The 18417-nt window shown below is 56.0% G+C and carries 13 protein-coding genes and 1 other RNA gene; 4 read left to right on the top strand and 10 right to left on the bottom strand.

Features of this window, described 5'->3' with window-relative positions:
* Positions 1-15: 15 nt before the first annotated feature.
* From ACQG22_RS09700 to ACQG22_RS09685, 4 genes are read right to left on the bottom strand one after another with little or no spacing between them, the layout of a single operon-like run.
* Positions 16-963, bottom strand: a complete 948-nt coding sequence (locus tag ACQG22_RS09700; RefSeq protein WP_369706616.1) for a fimbrial protein — start codon at positions 961-963, stop codon at positions 16-18.
* Position 964: 1 nt separating this feature from the next.
* Positions 965-3502, bottom strand: coding sequence for a fimbria/pilus outer membrane usher protein (locus ACQG22_RS09695; RefSeq protein WP_369706615.1), 2538 nt, complete (start codon positions 3500-3502; stop codon positions 965-967).
* A 44-nt stretch (positions 3503-3546) separates the two neighbouring features.
* Positions 3547-4224: a fimbrial biogenesis chaperone gene (locus ACQG22_RS09690; protein WP_095427181.1), complete on the bottom strand. Its 678-nt coding sequence runs from the start codon at positions 4222-4224 to the stop codon at positions 3547-3549.
* 57 nt (positions 4225-4281) lie between these two features.
* Positions 4282-4812: a fimbrial protein gene (locus tag ACQG22_RS09685; RefSeq protein WP_029882031.1), complete on the bottom strand. Its 531-nt coding sequence runs from the start codon at positions 4810-4812 to the stop codon at positions 4282-4284.
* 356 nt (positions 4813-5168) lie between these two features.
* Here ACQG22_RS09685 and ACQG22_RS09680 point away from each other — a divergent pair, with 356 nt between their 5' ends.
* The gene (locus tag ACQG22_RS09680; protein WP_369706614.1) at positions 5169-5828 is read left to right on the top strand and encodes a helix-turn-helix domain-containing protein; all 660 of its coding nucleotides are present in this window, start codon (positions 5169-5171) and stop codon (positions 5826-5828) included.
* 66 nt (positions 5829-5894) lie between these two features.
* Entirely contained in the window at positions 5895-6524 is a 630-nt protein-coding gene (locus tag ACQG22_RS09675) for a helix-turn-helix domain-containing protein (protein ID WP_013096971.1), read from the top strand.
* Between the two features lie 44 nt (positions 6525-6568).
* Here the strand turns inward: ACQG22_RS09675 and ACQG22_RS09670 are convergent, their stop codons facing one another.
* From ACQG22_RS09670 to ydiJ, 3 genes are all read right to left on the bottom strand, one after another.
* Positions 6569-6763 (bottom strand): YdiH family protein, encoded by a 195-nt coding sequence (locus ACQG22_RS09670; protein ID WP_013096972.1) that lies wholly within the window; start codon positions 6761-6763, stop codon positions 6569-6571.
* 85 nt (positions 6764-6848) lie between these two features.
* Positions 6849-7259, bottom strand: coding sequence for a 1,4-dihydroxy-2-naphthoyl-CoA hydrolase (menI, locus tag ACQG22_RS09665; RefSeq protein ID WP_369706613.1), 411 nt, complete (start codon positions 7257-7259; stop codon positions 6849-6851).
* Positions 7256-10312 (bottom strand): D-2-hydroxyglutarate dehydrogenase YdiJ, encoded by a 3057-nt coding sequence (gene ydiJ / locus ACQG22_RS09660; RefSeq protein ID WP_020688342.1) that lies wholly within the window; start codon positions 10310-10312, stop codon positions 7256-7258. The genes menI and ydiJ overlap by 4 nt, the downstream gene beginning before the upstream one ends.
* A 199-nt stretch (positions 10313-10511) precedes the next feature.
* Between ydiJ and ydiK the strand changes: the two genes are divergently transcribed.
* Positions 10512-11627, top strand: a complete 1116-nt coding sequence (ydiK, locus tag ACQG22_RS09655; protein ID WP_013096976.1) for an AI-2E family transporter YdiK — start codon at positions 10512-10514, stop codon at positions 11625-11627.
* A 209-nt stretch (positions 11628-11836) separates the two neighbouring features.
* Positions 11837-11944: antisense sRNA RprA (gene rprA / locus ACQG22_RS09650), an RNA gene on the top strand.
* A 5-nt stretch (positions 11945-11949) separates the two neighbouring features.
* Here rprA and ACQG22_RS09645 read toward each other — a convergent pair.
* The 3 genes from ACQG22_RS09645 to ppsA form a co-directional block, all read right to left on the bottom strand.
* Positions 11950-14325, bottom strand: coding sequence for a glycoside hydrolase family 3 N-terminal domain-containing protein (locus ACQG22_RS09645; RefSeq protein WP_095427182.1), 2376 nt, complete (start codon positions 14323-14325; stop codon positions 11950-11952).
* A 3-nt stretch (positions 14326-14328) separates the two neighbouring features.
* Complete coding sequence (locus ACQG22_RS09640; protein WP_058679108.1) at positions 14329-15729, bottom strand: MFS transporter; 1401 nt, start codon at positions 15727-15729, stop codon at positions 14329-14331.
* 233 nt (positions 15730-15962) lie between these two features.
* Positions 15963-18341 carry a phosphoenolpyruvate synthase gene (ppsA, locus tag ACQG22_RS09635; RefSeq protein WP_020688345.1) on the bottom strand — a complete coding sequence of 793 codons (2379 nt, stop codon included), beginning with the start codon at positions 18339-18341 and terminating at the stop codon, positions 15963-15965.
* Positions 18342-18417: the final 76 nt, after the last annotated feature.

The raw sequence follows: 18417 nt of genomic DNA, 5'->3' as shown, positions 1-18417 counted from the left end.
TCATCATTTCACCTGTTACTGGTAGGTCAAATTAAGGGTGGCGGAGGCATTTGCCGAGCCGGACTCAACGGATGTTAATGTCTGGAAATAGCGTGCCGTTAACGGGAGCGTCTCCTGCCCGCCTGCAGACTGTTTTAATAAAAGACGGCTGTTTAACGTCAGCGGCGAGCCATTATAGAGAAGCTGCACGCCAACGCCTTTTGCGGTGCCGCTATTTCCCTGCCCTGTTAATGCCATTACGCTGGTATTCGCACTGTCCGGGTTCTGTATTCCGCTCAGTGAAACCGAAATATTGGTGCCAGCGCTGCAGTTCAACCCGAGATTTTGCGTATTCTGCGCAACTACTGGCGTGGTGCCCACCACTGAGCCAAATGCTGCGGCCGAAATATCACCAATCGGGAACGTCAGCTGCGGCGTGGTGATGGTGCAGGCCAGCGCGTTGATTGTGCCGCCGGTCAGCTGCACGGTTAACCCGTCGCGGTAGATACCGTCGCTGCCCTGCAGCGTCACCGCCCCTATGGGGCCTGGCGTTAAGGCGCCGGACGATACCGGGCCGGTCACCACCAGCTCGACCCAGCCCCCGTACCAGACCACATACGAGGTCTGCGCACTATACGAGAACGTATTGCTCGGGTTCTCAAAATAGGCATTTGATGAAAGCCGAATACCAATCCCGCTAACGTTGGTGTTGTACACATGATTGCCGTAGCTGCTCAGCGCGGCATTGTTGTATCGCATGCTAAAACCCAGCATAAGCGGATTGGTACACCCGCTAAGGTAGGTGCCGGTATTACTCGCCGCGCCGGAAAAAATCACCGTGCCGACAGGCGCATCGCGCTGAACATTGATTGTGCCCACCGACAGCGTAGAGAGCTGAGGCGTAATGGTGGTGCAGGTCCCGGCCCGGGCGATATGCCATGCGCAAAGACAGCACAGCAGTAATAACATGTTGATCCGTTTCATCTTAATGCTCCCGGCGACACGAGACGCTGATGTCCGTGATGCCGCCGTATTGCGCTCCATTTGGCAGGCTAAAATCTGCCCGACACTGCTGGTGAGGTTGATGTCCCCATGTTGCCAGGACCGTGCCCTGGTCACGCAGGCCGGTTAAATAGACCTGGCCGCGATCGCCCACGATAAAGCTGCTCTTGTCATCATCCGCCAGGGTAACAACCGCGCCAAACGGCACGAACTGCTCAGGCGTCGTCAACGTCATCAGCACCCGACGTCCGACTTTGGACAAATAATCGGCTTTTACCACCGCGCCGCGCGTAGGCGTGACCGTGCGGGTGTTGATCTCCAGCTCCACATCGTCAGGCATATTTTCCGGATCGAGAGTGAGATCGTTTTTGCGGTATACGGAGAGGTTATTCACCACCGTATAGCCCCGGAAATCCGTTCGCACGCCGGACTGATTACGAATATTCACGCCGTGCGCGCCCGGGGCTTTGATTAACGCGTTGGTTTCCCCCAGCGGCTGAGACAGCGTCACGCCATCAGCATTGGCGAGGATCCCCCCCTGCAAACCATAGCTAAGGCGCTCGCTATGTTTGTCGTACCCATAGCCCGTCGTAACTTCCCCGTACGTGCCTTTATAGTCGCCGTTGAGCGTACCGGTATAGCCCACGCCGTCCGAACCATAACCCTGCTGGATATTCCAGCTCAGGGCGCTATTGTCGAGGGCCACCCCGTTCATACCGATACTGTGCGTCGTGCCACTGTTCTTGCTGGCGTTCAGGCCATAGTTAGCCCACGTCTGTGGCAGAAATTTATCCAGCGGTACGCTAACGGTCAGCGCCAGAAGCTGGTCGTTAGCGTAGGTCTTTGTACTTCCACTGCCGGACGCCGGGCTGCCATTTTTGCTGTATGTCCAGCTCACGCCATAGCTGATGTTGTGCCAGTCATTGTTGTAGCCGACACTCCACGACGCCATGGGTCTGTCAGCGTTCCAGTAATCTTCCCGCGCGGCGCTGAGCGTCAGCGCGCCCCGGTCACCGCCCAGCGTCTGGCTCATGGTGAGCTCCAGGCGGTTACGCCGACTGTCCTGAAGTGCGCCGCTGTTCCCCCAGGAGTCCAGCACGTCCTGGAGTCCGTAATAGCCGCGCGTTGAATAACGGTACCCCGCAATCGAAAAGTTGGTGCCGGTATTAATGACGTTCTTGCTGTAACGCGCTCGCCAGGACTGCCCCTGGGTTTTTGCAGTATTGGCCGGCGTTGACCAGGCCTGGGTGACATCGACAGAAAGCGCGCCGAAGTCCCCCATGTTTTTACCGGCTCCGACCGCAAGCGACTGATATTTGCTGGCACCCTGCCCCCCGCCATAGATCGTGATGCCCTTCTGAAGCCCATAAATCGCGGCGATCTGCCCGAACGGGGGTTTCTCCACGCTGCTGTTGTAGGCGCGATACTGTCCACCGGTGAGGGCATATTTCAGTCGCCCTTCGCGCTGCAATACCGGTACCGAGGCATACGGCAGCGTGAAATGCTGCTCGCTGCCATCGGCCTCTTTGATGGTCACGTCTAAATCGCCCGCGCCGCCGGTGGGATACATATCGGTAATTTCAAACGCGCCCGGCGCAACGTAGCTTTGGTAGATCTGATAGCCATTCTGGCGAATCACCACCTGAGCATTGGTGCGCGCGATCCCGCGGACCACTGGGGCATAGCCTTTCAGGGAATCCGGTAACATGTCATCATCCGATGCCAGCTGAACCCCGCGAAAAGGCACGCTGTCAAAGACATCCGCCGGGGCGGAACTGTCCCCAAGGGTAAGCTGCGCTTTCAGGGGAATAACGGCACGTTGCAGATAGCTGTAGACCGTGTCCCATCGATCTTTCCCCGCGCCATCCCGTGACCAGGTGGTGTAGTTGCGTAGACGCCACGGGCCAATATTTATCCCCGGACGCAGGTTCGCATACTCGCTGTTGCTGCTGGCCCCCTCACCCGCTTTCGCCCGGCTGTTCGCGCCGCTGAGGCTGTAATTGAGCATGGCTGCCGTTATCCCCTCATCCCACATCTCCGGCGGCACATAGCCTCTTGCCGGCAGATCGATGGCGGCCTGCGGAATACTCAACACCAGACGCTGGGCACCAAACTGGAAATCGGCATTGGCCTGGGGAATCGCCTGAAGATTGACGCATTCACCGTGTCCTGCACTGAGCGCAGGAAATAATGCCGTTTTCACCCCCCAGCGTTTTAATTGCGCAAGACTCAGACAAGGCTGCAATGACGCATCGCCGTTGTCGGCTTTGCTCGCGGTAAACTGAATATCCCCCGTCTCCAGAAACGCGTCGTCGACAATAATATCGACATGGTAGATCCCCGGTGCCTGCGAGCCTGATTCAAAGGCCGACAAATCGGCTTTATCCATGCCTGGATTATCCAGCTCAATTAATTCGGTGTTAAAGGCAACACTGGCGTAGAGCGAGGTTGAGGATCCGCCAAACGCTAAGGCGATAAACATCGCCAGGCGTGCGGGTATCATTGTGTTATTTACCGTCATTGCGAATTACCGGGTTAATGCAGGCGTTGCCGTTTGTGAAAGGATCACAAACTGGCTTGATGTAATACGCCGGGACTGCCATAGTCGTTGATAATTTTAAACGTGAGTAAATTTCCCCTTGCCTCATTGGGTAATACAAACCGGGCTGAGGCGCCGGGTAACACGTAGGTCACATCGTCCAGCTTTTTCCCCCCCAGCGTAATTTCATTAAAATTGACGACATATTGCGTGGGGTTGTTGACCTGAATTTCATTCCCGGCTCGTTGCCAGGTTAATTTATTAGCCTGTTCTTCTGGCGTAGACGCCCGCAAACTTTCTGGCCGGTAGATCAGTTTGATGCGCGTTTTCACTGCTATTTGCAGGGCGTTCGTCTGTTTTGATGCTGAAGGGATCGCTTTAATATTCAGCCAAAATAAACTTTCCTGCTGCTGAGGCAGTGCACCCGCCATCACAATTCGCTCGACGTTTTTTTGCCCGCCATCCAGTCGGTATAACGGTGGTGTAATAATAAAAGGCGCTTTACCTGAATTACCTTCCGGCAGATCTATCCATGACTGAATTAAATAAGGCGTCGCGTCAGGATTATTAATGCTTATTGACGCCTCTTTTTTTGTCCCATCGAAAATGATACGGGTGCCGCCAATAATCACTCCGGCCTGCGCTGTGCTCAGCGTCAGTGCTGACAGCGCTACGGCCAGTCCGGTTGTGTTGATAAAACGCATTGTAAACCTCATACCACAAAGGGGCCGGGATGGCCCCCTGCACATTGCTGCAAACGATTAGTTGTAAACCACGGAGAAGTTAGCGACAGAATTCGCCGGACCGGCGGTGACAGTCGCTGCGGTGGAAATATACTGAGCGTAGAAACTCAGGGTATTATCCGCGGTGCTGCTCAGCACATAGCTATAGCTGTTGCTGCCGTGAAGCGGCAGATCCGCCTTATCCGCACTCATCAGGTTGATTGCCACTCCGGTCGCCGCTCCCGCCGCGGACGAATCAATCGCCAGCAGGCTGGAATTGGTGGCATCTGGCGTACCATCAAAGCGAACCTTCGCGTTGGTCACCGTCACCGGGCAATTTTTCAACACGATATTAAATTGCGTGGCTGCGGTTCTGGCCCCGGTGGTCGGAAACTCGGTCTTATAATAATCACCTAATACCACCACCTGGTTCTGCGAAGCCACATCAACGTCACAGGCGGAATCCAGAATATTTCCGTTAAAATTAACGGTACCTGCTGCGGCGAAAGCGTGGGTTGCTGTCAGGGCGGAACCCACTGCCAGCAGGGTTATCATCATTTTATTTTTCATCATCATATCCTGTATCACTTTATTTATTACTGAAATCCAGATTACATAATTCGGGCTTCATCAGCCGATGACCGAAATTTATACAACTCTTTTTCGGCACACAATCTATTTTGAGGTCTAGCTGTAGACTTCTCTTTAACAAAATAAATACATTTCAGTTTTGAAATTTCTTAAGCTTTTCTATTTTCAGTCTACTTTTAGACCCCTAATTTACGCCCTTAGAATTCATATAATTAGGTTCGTAATTTACTGCGGTCTATTTTTGGACCCGTCTCAAATATTCCACGACTCGCTGTTTTTTAAGATAATTCTCTATATCGATCAAATAATGATCGCGTCCGTGAGTGAGGTATCTAATGAACACCCGAATGGCTCCCAGTCTCGATAATGAAAAAGCCACCGTGCTTACGGCTAAACCCTATAAGCACATCGAGAAATTAATTGATCATCTTTTTCCGTTGGCAGAGAGGCGCATACTGTCCCGGGGGGAAGTGCTCCACTATTATGCAAACGACGTGCGTCAGTGTTTTTTATTGCTCCAGGGCAGCGTGGCGTTGCACCGTCGGGGAGATGGCATCGTCTTAAATTCTGAATCCGCGCCGTTTATTCTTGGCGTGAGTAGCCAGTTCTCCTCAGAGCACCTGTATGTCAGGGCGCTGGAGACCTCCGAACTCGCCGGCGTTTCGCTGGAGCGTTTTAACGGCGTGATTGCGCAACACAATTTGTGGGAGCCGTTTTCGCATCTGCTGATCTATACCGCCTCCCGGGTCTATGAGCACTGCTCGCGGATCACGCAGATGTCGGCCTATGACATCATCCGTTTTCAGCTGGTTGAATTGATGCAGGAGCCCGAAGCAATACGGCTTAACACCACGGCGGCCGCCTATATACAAAGTCGCACCTGGCTTTCGCGTAGCGGGATAATGCGGATCCTGGCCGAACTGCGCACCGGGAAGTACATTACGATGGAGCGCGGCGTGCTGCTTGATGTCCACCATCTGCCGCGGAAATACTGATTCAGGTGATGTCGGTAATAAGGAGTAACGCTATAATCAGAAAGATGATTCTTTCAGGTTCAGGTTATGTCCTCCACAGAAAAACCCCATCGTGGTTCTCCCTATGCGCAAGCGCTGATTACGCACTTACAACCTTACTCTACTGTCCGTCATCTCGATCGCGGGGAGCAGCTGGATCTGGTGGTTGATGGCCGGGGAATGAGTTATTTGATTCTGGAAGGGACCGTTGCCATTTACCGACGCAGCGACAATCTGATGCTGTCGACCGCGAAAAGCCCGGCGTTATTTGGAGTGGCTAATATTAATGACATCTTTTTTGACGACTACCTGAAAACGGTGACCCCCTGCAAGATTGGAACGCTGACCGCAGAGCAGCTCCACGTCATTATCCAGGAGAAGGCGCTGTGGGGGTTGATATCAAACCACCTGATGTTTATGTACAACCGGCTCTATAACACCGTCATGCCAAAGGGTGCCCCGACGGCCTATGAGATGATCCGCCAGCAGCTGATGTTATTAATGAATGAAGATGAATCTTATCGCCGGGAGATAACCGCAGAACGCTACATTCGCGATAAAACCCAGCTTTCCCGCAGCGGCGTGATGCGTATCCTGGCCGATCTCAAAACAGGGGGCTTTATTGAAATGGAAGATGGCAGGCTGATTAAAATCAATAAACTTCCCGCCCGGTACTGAATTGCAGACACAAAAAAGGCCGCGCTCGCGGCCTTTTCACTCTCTCAATGGACGTGAACGCCCAAGCGCCAGGCAAAATAGATCTCTTCTTTCAGTTCATTCGAAGAGAGCGCCAGCAAATCTGTAAACTCCAGTTCAAGCTGTTTCAGCTTTTTCAGGTACTGCGCCGGAGACAGGTTGCTGTTATCGCGACGTAAATATTCAATTGCCAGTTGCGTTGGGGTTATTTCAGTATCCATGATGTCCTCACTTGTGTACAAATCCTGACCAGTATATCACAACACCCTGGCGAGATTTTGACCAAATGCAAAAACATCAGGAAATTTACACCACCGCCGTCGTCAGCCTGGATGAGCAGCACAGCCGATCCTGCTCATCGAGAATATCAATCTGCCACACATGATGACGGCTACCGGCGTGCAGCGCGCGGCAAATACCGCGCACGCGCCCGCTGCGCACCGAGCGAATGTGGTTGGCGTTCACCTCAAGCCCGACGACCTTCTGCTCCCCTTCGGTGCAGAGATACCCCGCCACCGAGCCCAGGGTTTCGGCCAGCACCACGGACGCACCGCCGTGCAGTAAACCAAACGGCTGGTGCGTACGATGATCGACAGGCATGGTGGCCTCCAGATCGTCTTCGCCGATGCGGATAAACTGGATATCCAGCAACCCGACCATATTCCCCTCGCCCATGGCGTTTAATGCCTGTAGCGTGACGGCACGTTTCCAGATCATCCGATAATCTCCAGTAAAGCCTGTAACGGATGGCGTACCCCGTTACCTTCAACACGTTTCACCTGGCTACGACAGGAGTAGCCCGTTGCCAGGCAGCGGTTTCGCGGCAAGCGCTGCATCGCCTGATGCCATGACAGCTCGTAGATACCGAGCGAGTTGGCGTGATTCTTCACTTCATGCCCGTAAGTGCCTGCCATGCCGCAGCAACCGACGCTGACGCTCTCAAGCTTCGCGCCAAAGCGGGCAAAAATAGAGGCCCATTGCGCAGGTGCGCCCGGCAGCGCGGTGACTTCGGTACAGTGGCCAAACAGGTACCACGGCTCACCGCTGACCTCCATGGCGCTGGTCTGCTCGAGAGCCGCCGGCAGCCACTCGTGCACCAGCATAACGTGGAACGCCCCGCGTTTATCGCCCAGCGTCTGCTTATATTCATCGCGATAGCAGAGCACCAGCGCCGGATCGACACCCACCATCGGCATGCCCAGCCCGGCGACCCGGTTAAGGAAATCAGACGTTTTTTGCGCCGTTTTCGCGAAGCGGTTGAGGAAGCCTTTAATGTGTTGCGCCTTACCGTTAGGTGAGAACGGCAGAACCACCGGCTGATACCCCAGTTTTTCCGCCAGACGGACAAAATCGGCCACCACCTGCGCGTCGTAATAGCTGGTAAACGGATCCTGCACCACCAGCACCACCTTCGCTTTTTGCTCAGGACTTAACGCCTCAAGCTGCTCCAGGGTCATGTTTGCCGAGCGGTGCCCCACCAGCTGACGCTGCAGCGACGGCACCGAGAGCAGCGGCAGATCCACCATTCCGATATGTTTTTCGGAAAGCTTGCGCACCAGCGGCTGATTGATAAAGAAGTTGAACGTCTTTGGCGCCCGGGCCATCAGCGGGGCATAGCTCTCCACCGTTGCCACCAGATGGTCGCGCATCGGGCGCAGATAGCGCGTGTGGTAGAGCTGCAGGAAGCGCGAGCGGAACTCCGGTACGTCTATCTTAATCGGGCACTGGGTCGAACAGGCTTTACAGGCCAGGCAGCCGGACATGGCCTCTTTCACCTCATGGGAGAAATCATACTCGCCCTTATTCGCATGCCAGCTGTTGCGGGTGCGCTCAATCAGGGAACGCAGGCTGGCCCGTTTTTCCGGCAACTCCTGCTCCAGCTTGAGCGGGTCGATACCGCGATCGGCCAGCAAACGCAGCCATTCGCGTACCAGCGTCGCCCGCCCTTTTGGCGAATGAATGCGGTTGCTGGTGATTTTCATCGACGGGCACATCGGGCTTTTCACGTCGAAGTTAAAGCACAGGCCGTTGCCGTTACACTCCAGCGCCCCACGCCAGGACGCGCGCACGGCAATGGGGATTTGTCTGTCGTACGTGCCGCGCTTGACGGCATCCACCTGCAGCATGGGCGCGTCCACCCCCTCCGGCGGACAAATTTTCCCCGGATTGAGACGGTTATTGGGATCGAACGCCGCTTTGACCTTGCGCAGCTCGCCGAAGAGCTGTTCACCGAAGAACGCCGGGCTGTACTCGGCGCGGAACCCTTTTCCGTGTTCCCCCCACAGCAGGCCGCCATATTTCGCGGTTAAGGCCACCACCTCATCGGAGATCTGTTTCATCAGGATCTCCTGCTGCGGATCGCACATGTCCAGGGCCGGACGCACATGCAGCACCCCGGCATCAACGTGGCCGAACATGCCATAGCTCAGGCCGTGGCTGTCCAGCAGCGCACGGAATTCAACGATATAATCCGCCAGATGCTCAGGAGGGACGCAGGTATCTTCGGCAAACGGAATCGGCTTCGCGGCGCCTTTGGCATTGCCGAGCAGCCCCACCGCTTTTTTACGCATCGCGTAGATACGCTCAATGCCGGCCAGGTCGTTACAGAGCTGCCAGCCAATGACCCCACCTTCGCCGTGGGCGATCAGTTCATCAAGCCGCTGACAGAGCGTGGTCACCTGGCTATCGATAAGTTCTGCATCGTCTCCGGCAAATTCAACGATGTTAAGCCCAAGCATCTCTTTGTCCGGCACATCGGTAATCAGCTCCCGCACCGAGTGCCAGACGATATCTTCCCGCGCCAGATTAAGCACCTTCGAGTCAACGGTTTCCACCGACAGCGCCTGTGCCTCCACCATAAACGGGGCATTACGCAGCGCGGAATCAAAGGAGTCATATTTGACGTTCACCAGGCGGCGCACTTTGGGCAGCCGGGTGATATCCAGCCGCGCCTCGGTAATAAACGCCAGCGTTCCTTCGGAGCCAGTCAGCACGCGGGTCAAATCAAACTGGGTCAGTTCGTCGTTAAAGACGTGACGCAGGTCGTAACCGGTGAGGAAACGGTTCAGTTTGGGGAATTTGTCGAGGATCAGCTGGCGGTTATCGCGACAGCGTTCCAGCACGGTGCGATAGATGCGCCCGCTTGCGGTGTTCTCTTTACCCAGCGTTTCCGCCAGCTCAACCGGCACAGGCTGGGTATCCAGGATATCGCCGCCCAGCAGCACTGCTCGTACGCCCAGAACGTGATCGGAGGTTTTTCCGTAGACCAGCGAACCCTGCCCGGAGGCATCGGTGTTGATCATACCGCCGATGGTTGCCCGGTTGCTGGTAGAAAGCTCGGGCGCAAAAAAGTAGCCGTAGGGCTTCAGATACTGGTTGAGCTGATCCTTAATCACCCCCGCTTCAACGCGAACCCATCCCTCTTCAGGATTGATCTCGATGATGCGGTTCATATAGCGCGACATATCAATGATGATGCCCTGGTTCAGGGCCTGGCCATTTGTTCCGGTGCCGCCGCCGCGCGGGGTGAACACCAGAGCGCTAAAACGCTCTTGCGTCGCCAGCCGGGCAATCAGCGCCACATCGGCCGTTGAACGTGGAAAGACGACTGCATCGGGAAGAAGCTGGTAAATACTGTTATCGGTCGCCATCGTCAGCCTGTCGGCATAGTTCGTGGCGGTATCACCTGTAAAACCCTGTTGCTCCAGTGCCTGCAAAAAATTAAGCACCAGCTGAACGACGCCAGGTGCTTGAGAAATCTGTGGGATCATGACTGTCGACCCTAATTAGAGTAGTGTGAAATCGTTTGCGTTGTGTCTGGAAAGTTTTATCACATTTTTTTCTTATGTGCTTCGCTGAATTACGGGCAAAATCCGCCTGTCAAAAATCGCTGATATCATTAATGATTAGAGTGACGCGGTTATCCGTTCCCGCCAGCCTCGCTGGTGTTTATTAAGGAAAGTTTCATTTATGGTCAATCTTCGCCAGCCCAGGGATGTTGCGCAAATTTTGCTGTCGGTGCTGTTTCTGGCCCTCATGATTATTGCGTGTCTGTGGATTGTTCAACCTTTCATACTTGGCTTCGCCTGGGCCGCAACGGTGGTCGTGGCGACCTGGCCGGTGCTGTTACGTTTGCAGAAACTGCTGTTTGGCCGCCGCGGTCTGGCGGTACTGGTCATGACGCTGCTGCTGTTCCTGCTGTTTATTATTCCGATTGCGCTGCTGGTGAACAGCCTTGTCGATTCCAGTGGCCCGGTTATTCGCGCCGTCACCAGCGGTGATTTAACGCTGCCGGATCTCGCCTGGCTGAACAGCATTCCGGTGGTAGGCGCCAAACTTTACAGCGGCTGGCATAGCCTGCTGGAGATGGGCGGCAGCGCGTTGATGGCGAAAGTGCGTCCGTATATTGGCACCACCACCACCTGGTTTGTGGGTCAGGCGGCACATATTGGTCGCTTTATGATGCACTGTGCGCTGATGCTGGTCTTCAGCGCCCTGCTCTACTGGCGCGGTGAACAGGTAGCGTTGGGCGTACGCCATTTCGCTACCCGACTGGCCGGTAAACGCGGCGATGCCGCAGTTCTGCTGGCGGCGCAGGCCGTGCGGGCGGTTGCGCTTGGGGTGGTCGTCACGGCGCTGGTGCAGGCGGTGCTGGGCGGTATTGGCCTGGCCATTTCTGGCGTGCCGTACGCTACCGTCTTTACGGTGGTGATGCTGATGACCTGTCTTGCGCAGCTGGGGCCGTTGCTGGTGCTGGTCCCAAGCATCATCTGGCTTTACTGGACCGGGGATACCACGTGGGGAACCGTTCTGCTGGTCTGGAGCTGCGTGGTTGGCACCATGGATAACGTGATTCGTCCCATCCTCATCCGCATGGGCGCGGACCTGCCGCTGATCCTGATCCTCTCCGGCGTCATTGGCGGGTTAATCGCCTTTGGGATGATCGGTCTGTTTATTGGACCGGTGCTGCTTGCCGTCACCTGGCGTCTCTTCTCCGCCTGGGTACACGAAGTGCCGCCGCCGGGTACCGACCCGGATGTGATTTTGAGCGAACTCGAAGAGCTGGAAGAGAAGAATACGCAGTAAAAGGGATTGCCGGGTGGCGTTGACGCTTACCCGGCCTACATTCTCCCCGGCAATACTTAAATGTTGCTAAACTATTTATTCGTTGCGCACTGGTCCGACCCGCCTTTTTTGCTCTAAGTCCGCTATTCACCTCAAGAAATCTTTACTTCTCTTTAACTATTGAGACGAATCTGATCGACGCTCAAGGTTGGCATGCCTACTATTAGCTCACGGTTATAAATCAACACCTTGATTTATAAGCATGGAAATCCCCTGAGTGAAACAACGAATTGCTGTGTGTAGTCTTTGCCCATCTCCCACGATGGGCTTTTTTTTATCCTGGCTACGCGTGCTGAACCTGACAGGTGCTTAGCATGCGCCATTCAGCAGGCAGCACCCGCGTCTCTCCCGTCACATTGACCGTCACCACGTCGCGAATATCCGCCGACGATGCTCCCACCTGCAGCTCAAACTCGCCCGGCTCAACAATGCGTTTGCCGTCCCGACGGGTAAAGTTGAACATCTCCACGGGCAGCGTAAAGGTGAGCGTGGCCGTTTCGCCCGGCGCGAGCGCCACACGCTGGAACGCTTTCAGCTCCTGAAGCGGCCGCACCTGCGTGGCAACCTTATCCCGGACGTACACCTGCACCACCTCGCTGCCGCTGCGTTCACCGCGGTTGGTGACGTCAATATTCAACACAACTTCGCCGTCCACCGGTACGCTGTTTTGCGCGAGGCGTGCTGCGCCCCAGTTAAATTGCGTCCAGCCAAGGCCGAAACCAAAGGGATAGCGGGAGCCAAAGTGGAACGCGAATGGCGTGCCGCCGCTTTTCAGCTTGTGGTTGTAGTAGTACGGCATGGCGCCCGCACTTTTCGGCACGCTCACCACCAGACGTCCCTGCGGCTCCGCGCGGCCGGTTAACACATCGGCAATTGCCCATCCCCCTTCCTGCCCAGGCGCCCAGGCCATCATCAGCGCCGCGACCTTATCTTCCAGCCCCTGAAGATTGTACGGCCGCCCACCGGTCATCACGACAATCACCGGTTTGCCCGTGGCGACCAGGGCTTCCAGCAGTTGTTGCTGAACGCCAGGCAGGTGCAGGGAATCGGTATCGGATCCTTCCCCTACCGTACCGCTCTGGAATAAACCGGCGAGGTCGCCGACGCAGGCCACCACCACGTCGCTCTCCTGCGCGGCGTTCACGGCTTCGGGGATCAGCGCGGTACTTTGCGACACCGGCGACTGCTGCATCGGTTTGCCCCGGCTGTCACCCGGGAAGACCGGCGCGCCCGCCATTCGTTTTTCGATGATGTGACACCCTTTGGCATAACGCACGTTCGACGCGCCCAGATAGTGCTCCAGCGCCGCGCGCGGGGTCGTCACCTGCGACGTTTCGTCAACCATATCACTGATAATCAAATGCACCGGGAAGCTGTAGCCGCTGAGCAACGCCAGCGGATCGTCCGCCGTGGGTCCCACCACCGCCACGCGGGGTTTGCCGCCGAGAGGCAAAATGCCGTTATTCTCCAGCAGCGTCAGCGAACGGGTCGCCACCTCACGTGCAACCTGCCGGGTGGTCTCATTTTGCAAATCAATGCCACTTTCATCGGCATACGGGTTTTCAAACAGGCCGAGACGGAATTTTTCGGTCAGCACGCGTCCTACAATCTCGTCCACTTTCGCCATGGAGATCAGACCACGCTCAACGGCCTCGGCCAGATGGCGGGCGCAGTCATCTTTCGGCAGCTCAACATCAAGCCCGGCGTTAAAGGCCAGCGCGGCGGATTCGGTCGCATCATGCGAGACCCCGTGATGCTGATGCAGCAGGCTGACGCCGCCATAGTCCGCCACAACGATCCCGTCAAAGCCCCACTGTTCGCGCAGGACGGTGGTCAGCAGGAAGTGGTCACTGTGCCCCGGCTGATTGTCGATATCGTGGTAGGCAGGCATCACCGACCCGGCATTGGCCAGCTTCACCGCCATTTCAAACGGCAGCAGGAAGGTATCATTCAGTTCGCTAAAGCCCAGATGAACCGGGGCATGGTTGCGCGCTCCCTCGCTGAACGAGTGGCCCACATAGTGCTTAAGCGTGGCCAGCAGATCGCGTTTATCGCCCTGCAGCCCTTTAACGTAGGCCGTGGCCATCACACCCACCAGCCAGGGATCTTCGCCAAAGGTCTCTTCCGTGCGCCCCCAGCGCACATCGCGGGAGACATCCAGCACCGGGGCCAGCCCCTGCTGGCAGCCCACGGACCGCGCCTCTTTGCCTATCTGCTCGGCTGCCCGCTGTACCAGCGCCGGATCCCAGGTTGAACCGTAGTTGAGCGATGACGGGAACAGCGTGGCCGCTTTGCACAACAACCCCACCAGACACTCCTCATGGAACAGCGCCGGAATGCCGAGCCGCGTCTCTTCCATCATCATCCGCTGCAGACGGTTGGCGGCGCGCACGCCGGTTTGCGCATCAACGATATGGGTACCCAGCGGACGGGTAATCTGCCCGACGCCCAGCTTAAGCCGTTCGCTGAGCGAGGCCTGTTCACTCACCCCCGCGAATTCGTCACTCAAGTCGCTGCGTTCACGGTGGTTGCCGTTTTCATCGAGGATCAACCAGTACGCGTGCATCTGGGCGAACTTCTCTTCCGGGGTCATGCGTGCCAGCAAGTCGGCGACGCGCTCGTGCACGGGACGTCCCGCGTCCTTATAGATTGCAGTCATGTTTTACTCCTGTAGGGCGGAAGGGGCAGCCGGGCTGAGTTGCCCTGCTTCTGGCCGCACGTCGCGCTTGCTGGCCAGTTCGCGGGCGATGGAATCCACCAGCCGACTGTTGAGTTTGTAGATGGCAAGCAGCGCGACCATGCAGAGGAACAGCACGCACGGAATGAGGGTAAACAGTGCGTTAATGGTCGTGAGTACGTGCGGCGTCTGGGTTGCCTGGCCTGGCGCGTAATCCACCATCCCGAGCACCCAACCCACCACTGCCCCACCCAACGCCAGACCAAATTTGATGGCGAACAGCGCGGTGGAGAAGACCAGACCATCGAGCCGGCGACCGCTGCGGTGCTCTTCATAATCGACCACATCGGAGAACATGGTCCACTGCAGCGGCGTGGTCAGGTTCTGGATGAAGCTAAAGACAATATTGAGGCCGAAAATCAGCCAGACCTGTGAAGGCGGCAGGAAGAAGATCAGCGCCCCAAAAATCACGAAGGAAATAATGGTCCACTGATAAGCGCGAACGCGGTCAAATTTCCCCAGCAGCCGTTCGGATAATAATGCGCCACTTAAGGAGGCCAGCATCCCGGAGACGATAAAGGCAAACACCAGTTCCGGACGCAACAGCACATAATTCACGTAATACATCGTGGCAGAGCCGCGCGTCACGACCGCCGTTAACAGCAAAATATTAAACAGGAACACAATTCGCCACTGGCTGTTCCCGGCCAGCAGTTTTAAATCGGTGAGCATGGAGCCAGAAGTATCATTCCGCGGAGAATAGCGCTCGCGGGTCATCAGGAAGCAGCAGAAGAATAAAATAATCCCCAGTAATCCCATCAGGCTCATGGCATAGAAATAGCCTTTCTGTACGTTGCCCTGTCCAAGATGCGAAACCAACGGCAAAGCGATAACCGTCACAATCAACCCGCCGATAAACGACAGGCCAAAGCGCCACGACTGCAGCGAATGGCGCTCGCGCGGATCCAGCGTCAGCGCGCCCGGCATGGCGCAGTAAGGGACGTTAATGGCGGAATAGATGAGGCTTAAAATCCCGTAGGTCACACAGGCATAGACGATTTTCGCCGTGGGCCCGACGTCGGGAACGTAGAACGTAATGAGGCAGCTTACGCCAAACGGAATGGCAAACCACAGCAGCCATGGACGGAAACGACCGTGACGCGTTTGGGTGCGATCCACCAGCGCGCCGATACAGGGATCAATAAAGGCATCGACCACGCGTACCACTAAAAACATGGTGCCCATAATGGCCGCGGGTAAACCGAAAACGTCTGTATAGAAATAAGCAAGAAATAACGTCGCTGTTTGCCAGACCAGCGCACTGGCCATATCACCTAAGCCATAACCTATTTTATCTTTGGTACGCAGTACAGAGGAGATTGTCATTTGTTATTTGCCTTTTTATCAGGTTAAAACGTATTTCAACCAGTTGCGCAAAATCGTGTTGATTTGCGCGGTAAGGCTCAAGTATTAGCAACCCTTTGTGTGCTAACAATTGTCTAAATTAACAGACAAATTATGATATTTGGTTTTTTACTTTATTTGTGATGGGGAGCAAATATAAGCGGAAATAAAAAAGGCGAGGATTATTTCCCTCGCCTTTTCAGATACGGAAGACGTTACTTGTTCAGTTCAGCCAGGCTCAGCCAGGTTTGCACCACGGTGTCCGGGTTGAGGGAAAGACTGTCGATCCCCTCTTCCATCAGCCAGGCCGCGAAGTCTTCATGGTCAGAAGGGCCCTGGCCACAAATCCCGACGTATTTACCCTGTTTCTTCGCCGCACGGATGGACATCGACAGCAGGGCTTTCACCGCCTCGTTGCGTTCGTCGAACAGCTCAGAGACCACGCCGGAGTCACGGTCCAGACCCAGCGTCAGCTGCGTCATGTCGTTCGAACCGATAGAGAAGCCGTCGAAGTGCTCCAGGAACTGCTCTGCCAGCAGGGCGTTGGACGGGATCTCACACATCATGATGATCTTCAGCCCATTTTCGCCGCGCTTCAGCCCCTGACGCGCCAGCTCGTCCACCACCGCTTTCGCCTGGTCCACGGTACGTACGAACGGGATCATGATCTCAACGTTAGTCAGTCCCATGTCGTTGCGCACGCGTTTTACCGCTTCACACTCCAGCGCGAAGCAGTCGCGGAAGCTGTCGGAGACATAACGTCCGGCCCCACGGAAGCCCAGCATCGGGTTCTCTTCTTCCGGCTCGTAACGCTCGCCGCCCACCAGGTTGGCGTATTCGTTAGACTTAAAGTCCGACAGACGCACGATCACGCGCTTCGGATAAAACGCCGCCCCGAGCGTCGCGATCCCTTCGGTCAGACGGCCAACGTAGAACTCTTTCGGCGAGTCGTAGCCTTTCATCATCTCGCGAATTTCGTTCTGCAGCTTTGCGTCCTGGTCGTCAAATTCCAGCAGCGCGCGCGGGTGAACGCCAATCATACGGTTGATGATGAATTCCAGACGCGCCAGGCCCACGCCTTCGTTCGGCAGGCAGGCGAAGTCAAACGCGCGGTCCGGGTTACCGACGTTCATCATGATCTTCAGCGGCAGGTCCGGCATGGTATCGACGCTGGAGCTTTTCACGCTGAAGTCAAGGATGTCAGCATACACGTAGCCGGTATCCCCTTCGGCACAGGAGACGGTCACGTTCTGTCCGTCCTTCATGCGTTCGGTTGCGTCACCGCACCCGACAACCGCCGGGATCCCCAGCTCGCGGGCGATGATCGCCGCGTGACAGGTACGCCCGCCACGGTTGGTGACGATAGCCGCGGCTTTCTTCATGATCGGTTCCCAGTCCGGGTCGGTCATGTCGGTTACCAGCACGTCGCCCGGTTCAATGCGGTTCATCTCGCTGATATCGTGGATCACTTTCACCGGACCGGCACCAATGCGGTGACCAATCGCGCGGCCTTCCGCCACGATTTTGCCCTGCGCGTGGAGGGTATAACGCTCCATCACCTGGCCGCGGGAGCGAACCGTTTCCGGGCGCGCCTGGACGATAAACAGCTTGCCGGTGTGACCATCTTTGGCCCATTCGATGTCCATCGGACGGCCGTAGTGTTTTTCAATCTGCACGGCCTGCTTCGCCAGCTCCTGCACTTCGGCGTCGGTCAGGGAGAAGCGGTCGCGCAGCTCCTGCGGTACATCTTCAATCTTCACCTGCTTGCCATGCTCCTGGGTCGGGGCATAGATCATGCGGATTTTTTTCGAGCCCATGGTGCGACGAACCACCGCCGGACGGTTGGCGGCAAGCGTCGGTTTGTGGACGTAGAATTCGTCAGGGTTCACGGCCCCCTGCACCACCATCTCACCCAGGCCCCACGCGGAGGTGATGAATACCACCTGGTCGAAGCCGGACTCGGTATCAATGGAGAACATCACGCCGGAAGAGCCCACGTCGGAACGCACCATACGCTGTACGCCCGCAGAGAGCGCGACGCCGCGATGGTCATAGCCCTGATGCACGCGATAGGAGATAGCGCGATCGTTAAACAGGGAGGCGAACACGTGTTTCACCGCCACCAGTACCGCATCATATCCCTGAACGTTCAGGAAAGTTTCCTGTTGTCCGGCGAACGAGGCATCCGGCATGTCTTCTGCGGTTGCAGAGGAGCGCACGGCGAAAGAGGCCTGCGCATCATCAGCGGAGAGCTGGTTGTACGCATCGTGAATGGCTTTTTCCAGTTCCGGCTGGAAAGGTGTGTCGATAATCCACTGGCGGATCTGCGCCCCGGCTTTAGCAAGCGCGGTAACGTCATCAATATCCGTTTTATCCAGCAGGTCGTAAATGCGCTGGTTTACACCGCTCTGGTCTAAAAACAGGTTAAACGCATCGGCGGTCGTGGCAAACCCGTTTGGTACGGAGACACCCATACCGGACAGATTTGTAATCATTTCACCCAGGGAGGCATTTTTGCCCCCAACTCTGTCTACATCATTCATGCCGAGTTGGTTATACCAAAGCACCAGCGGTGACGAGCCATTGTTGGACATCGAAACAATCCTTTTGTGATATTTGATCGGAGTAAGAAACACCTGACTACGTATTTATACTGGCATATTTATTTAC

Source organism: Enterobacter cloacae complex sp. 309I3, from assembly GCF_050031595.1.
Classification (GTDB): Bacteria; Pseudomonadota; Gammaproteobacteria; order Enterobacterales; family Enterobacteriaceae; genus Enterobacter; species Enterobacter cloacae.
The sequence above is the reverse complement of the archived record's forward strand: the minus strand, read 5'-3'. Positions and strand labels throughout refer to the sequence as shown.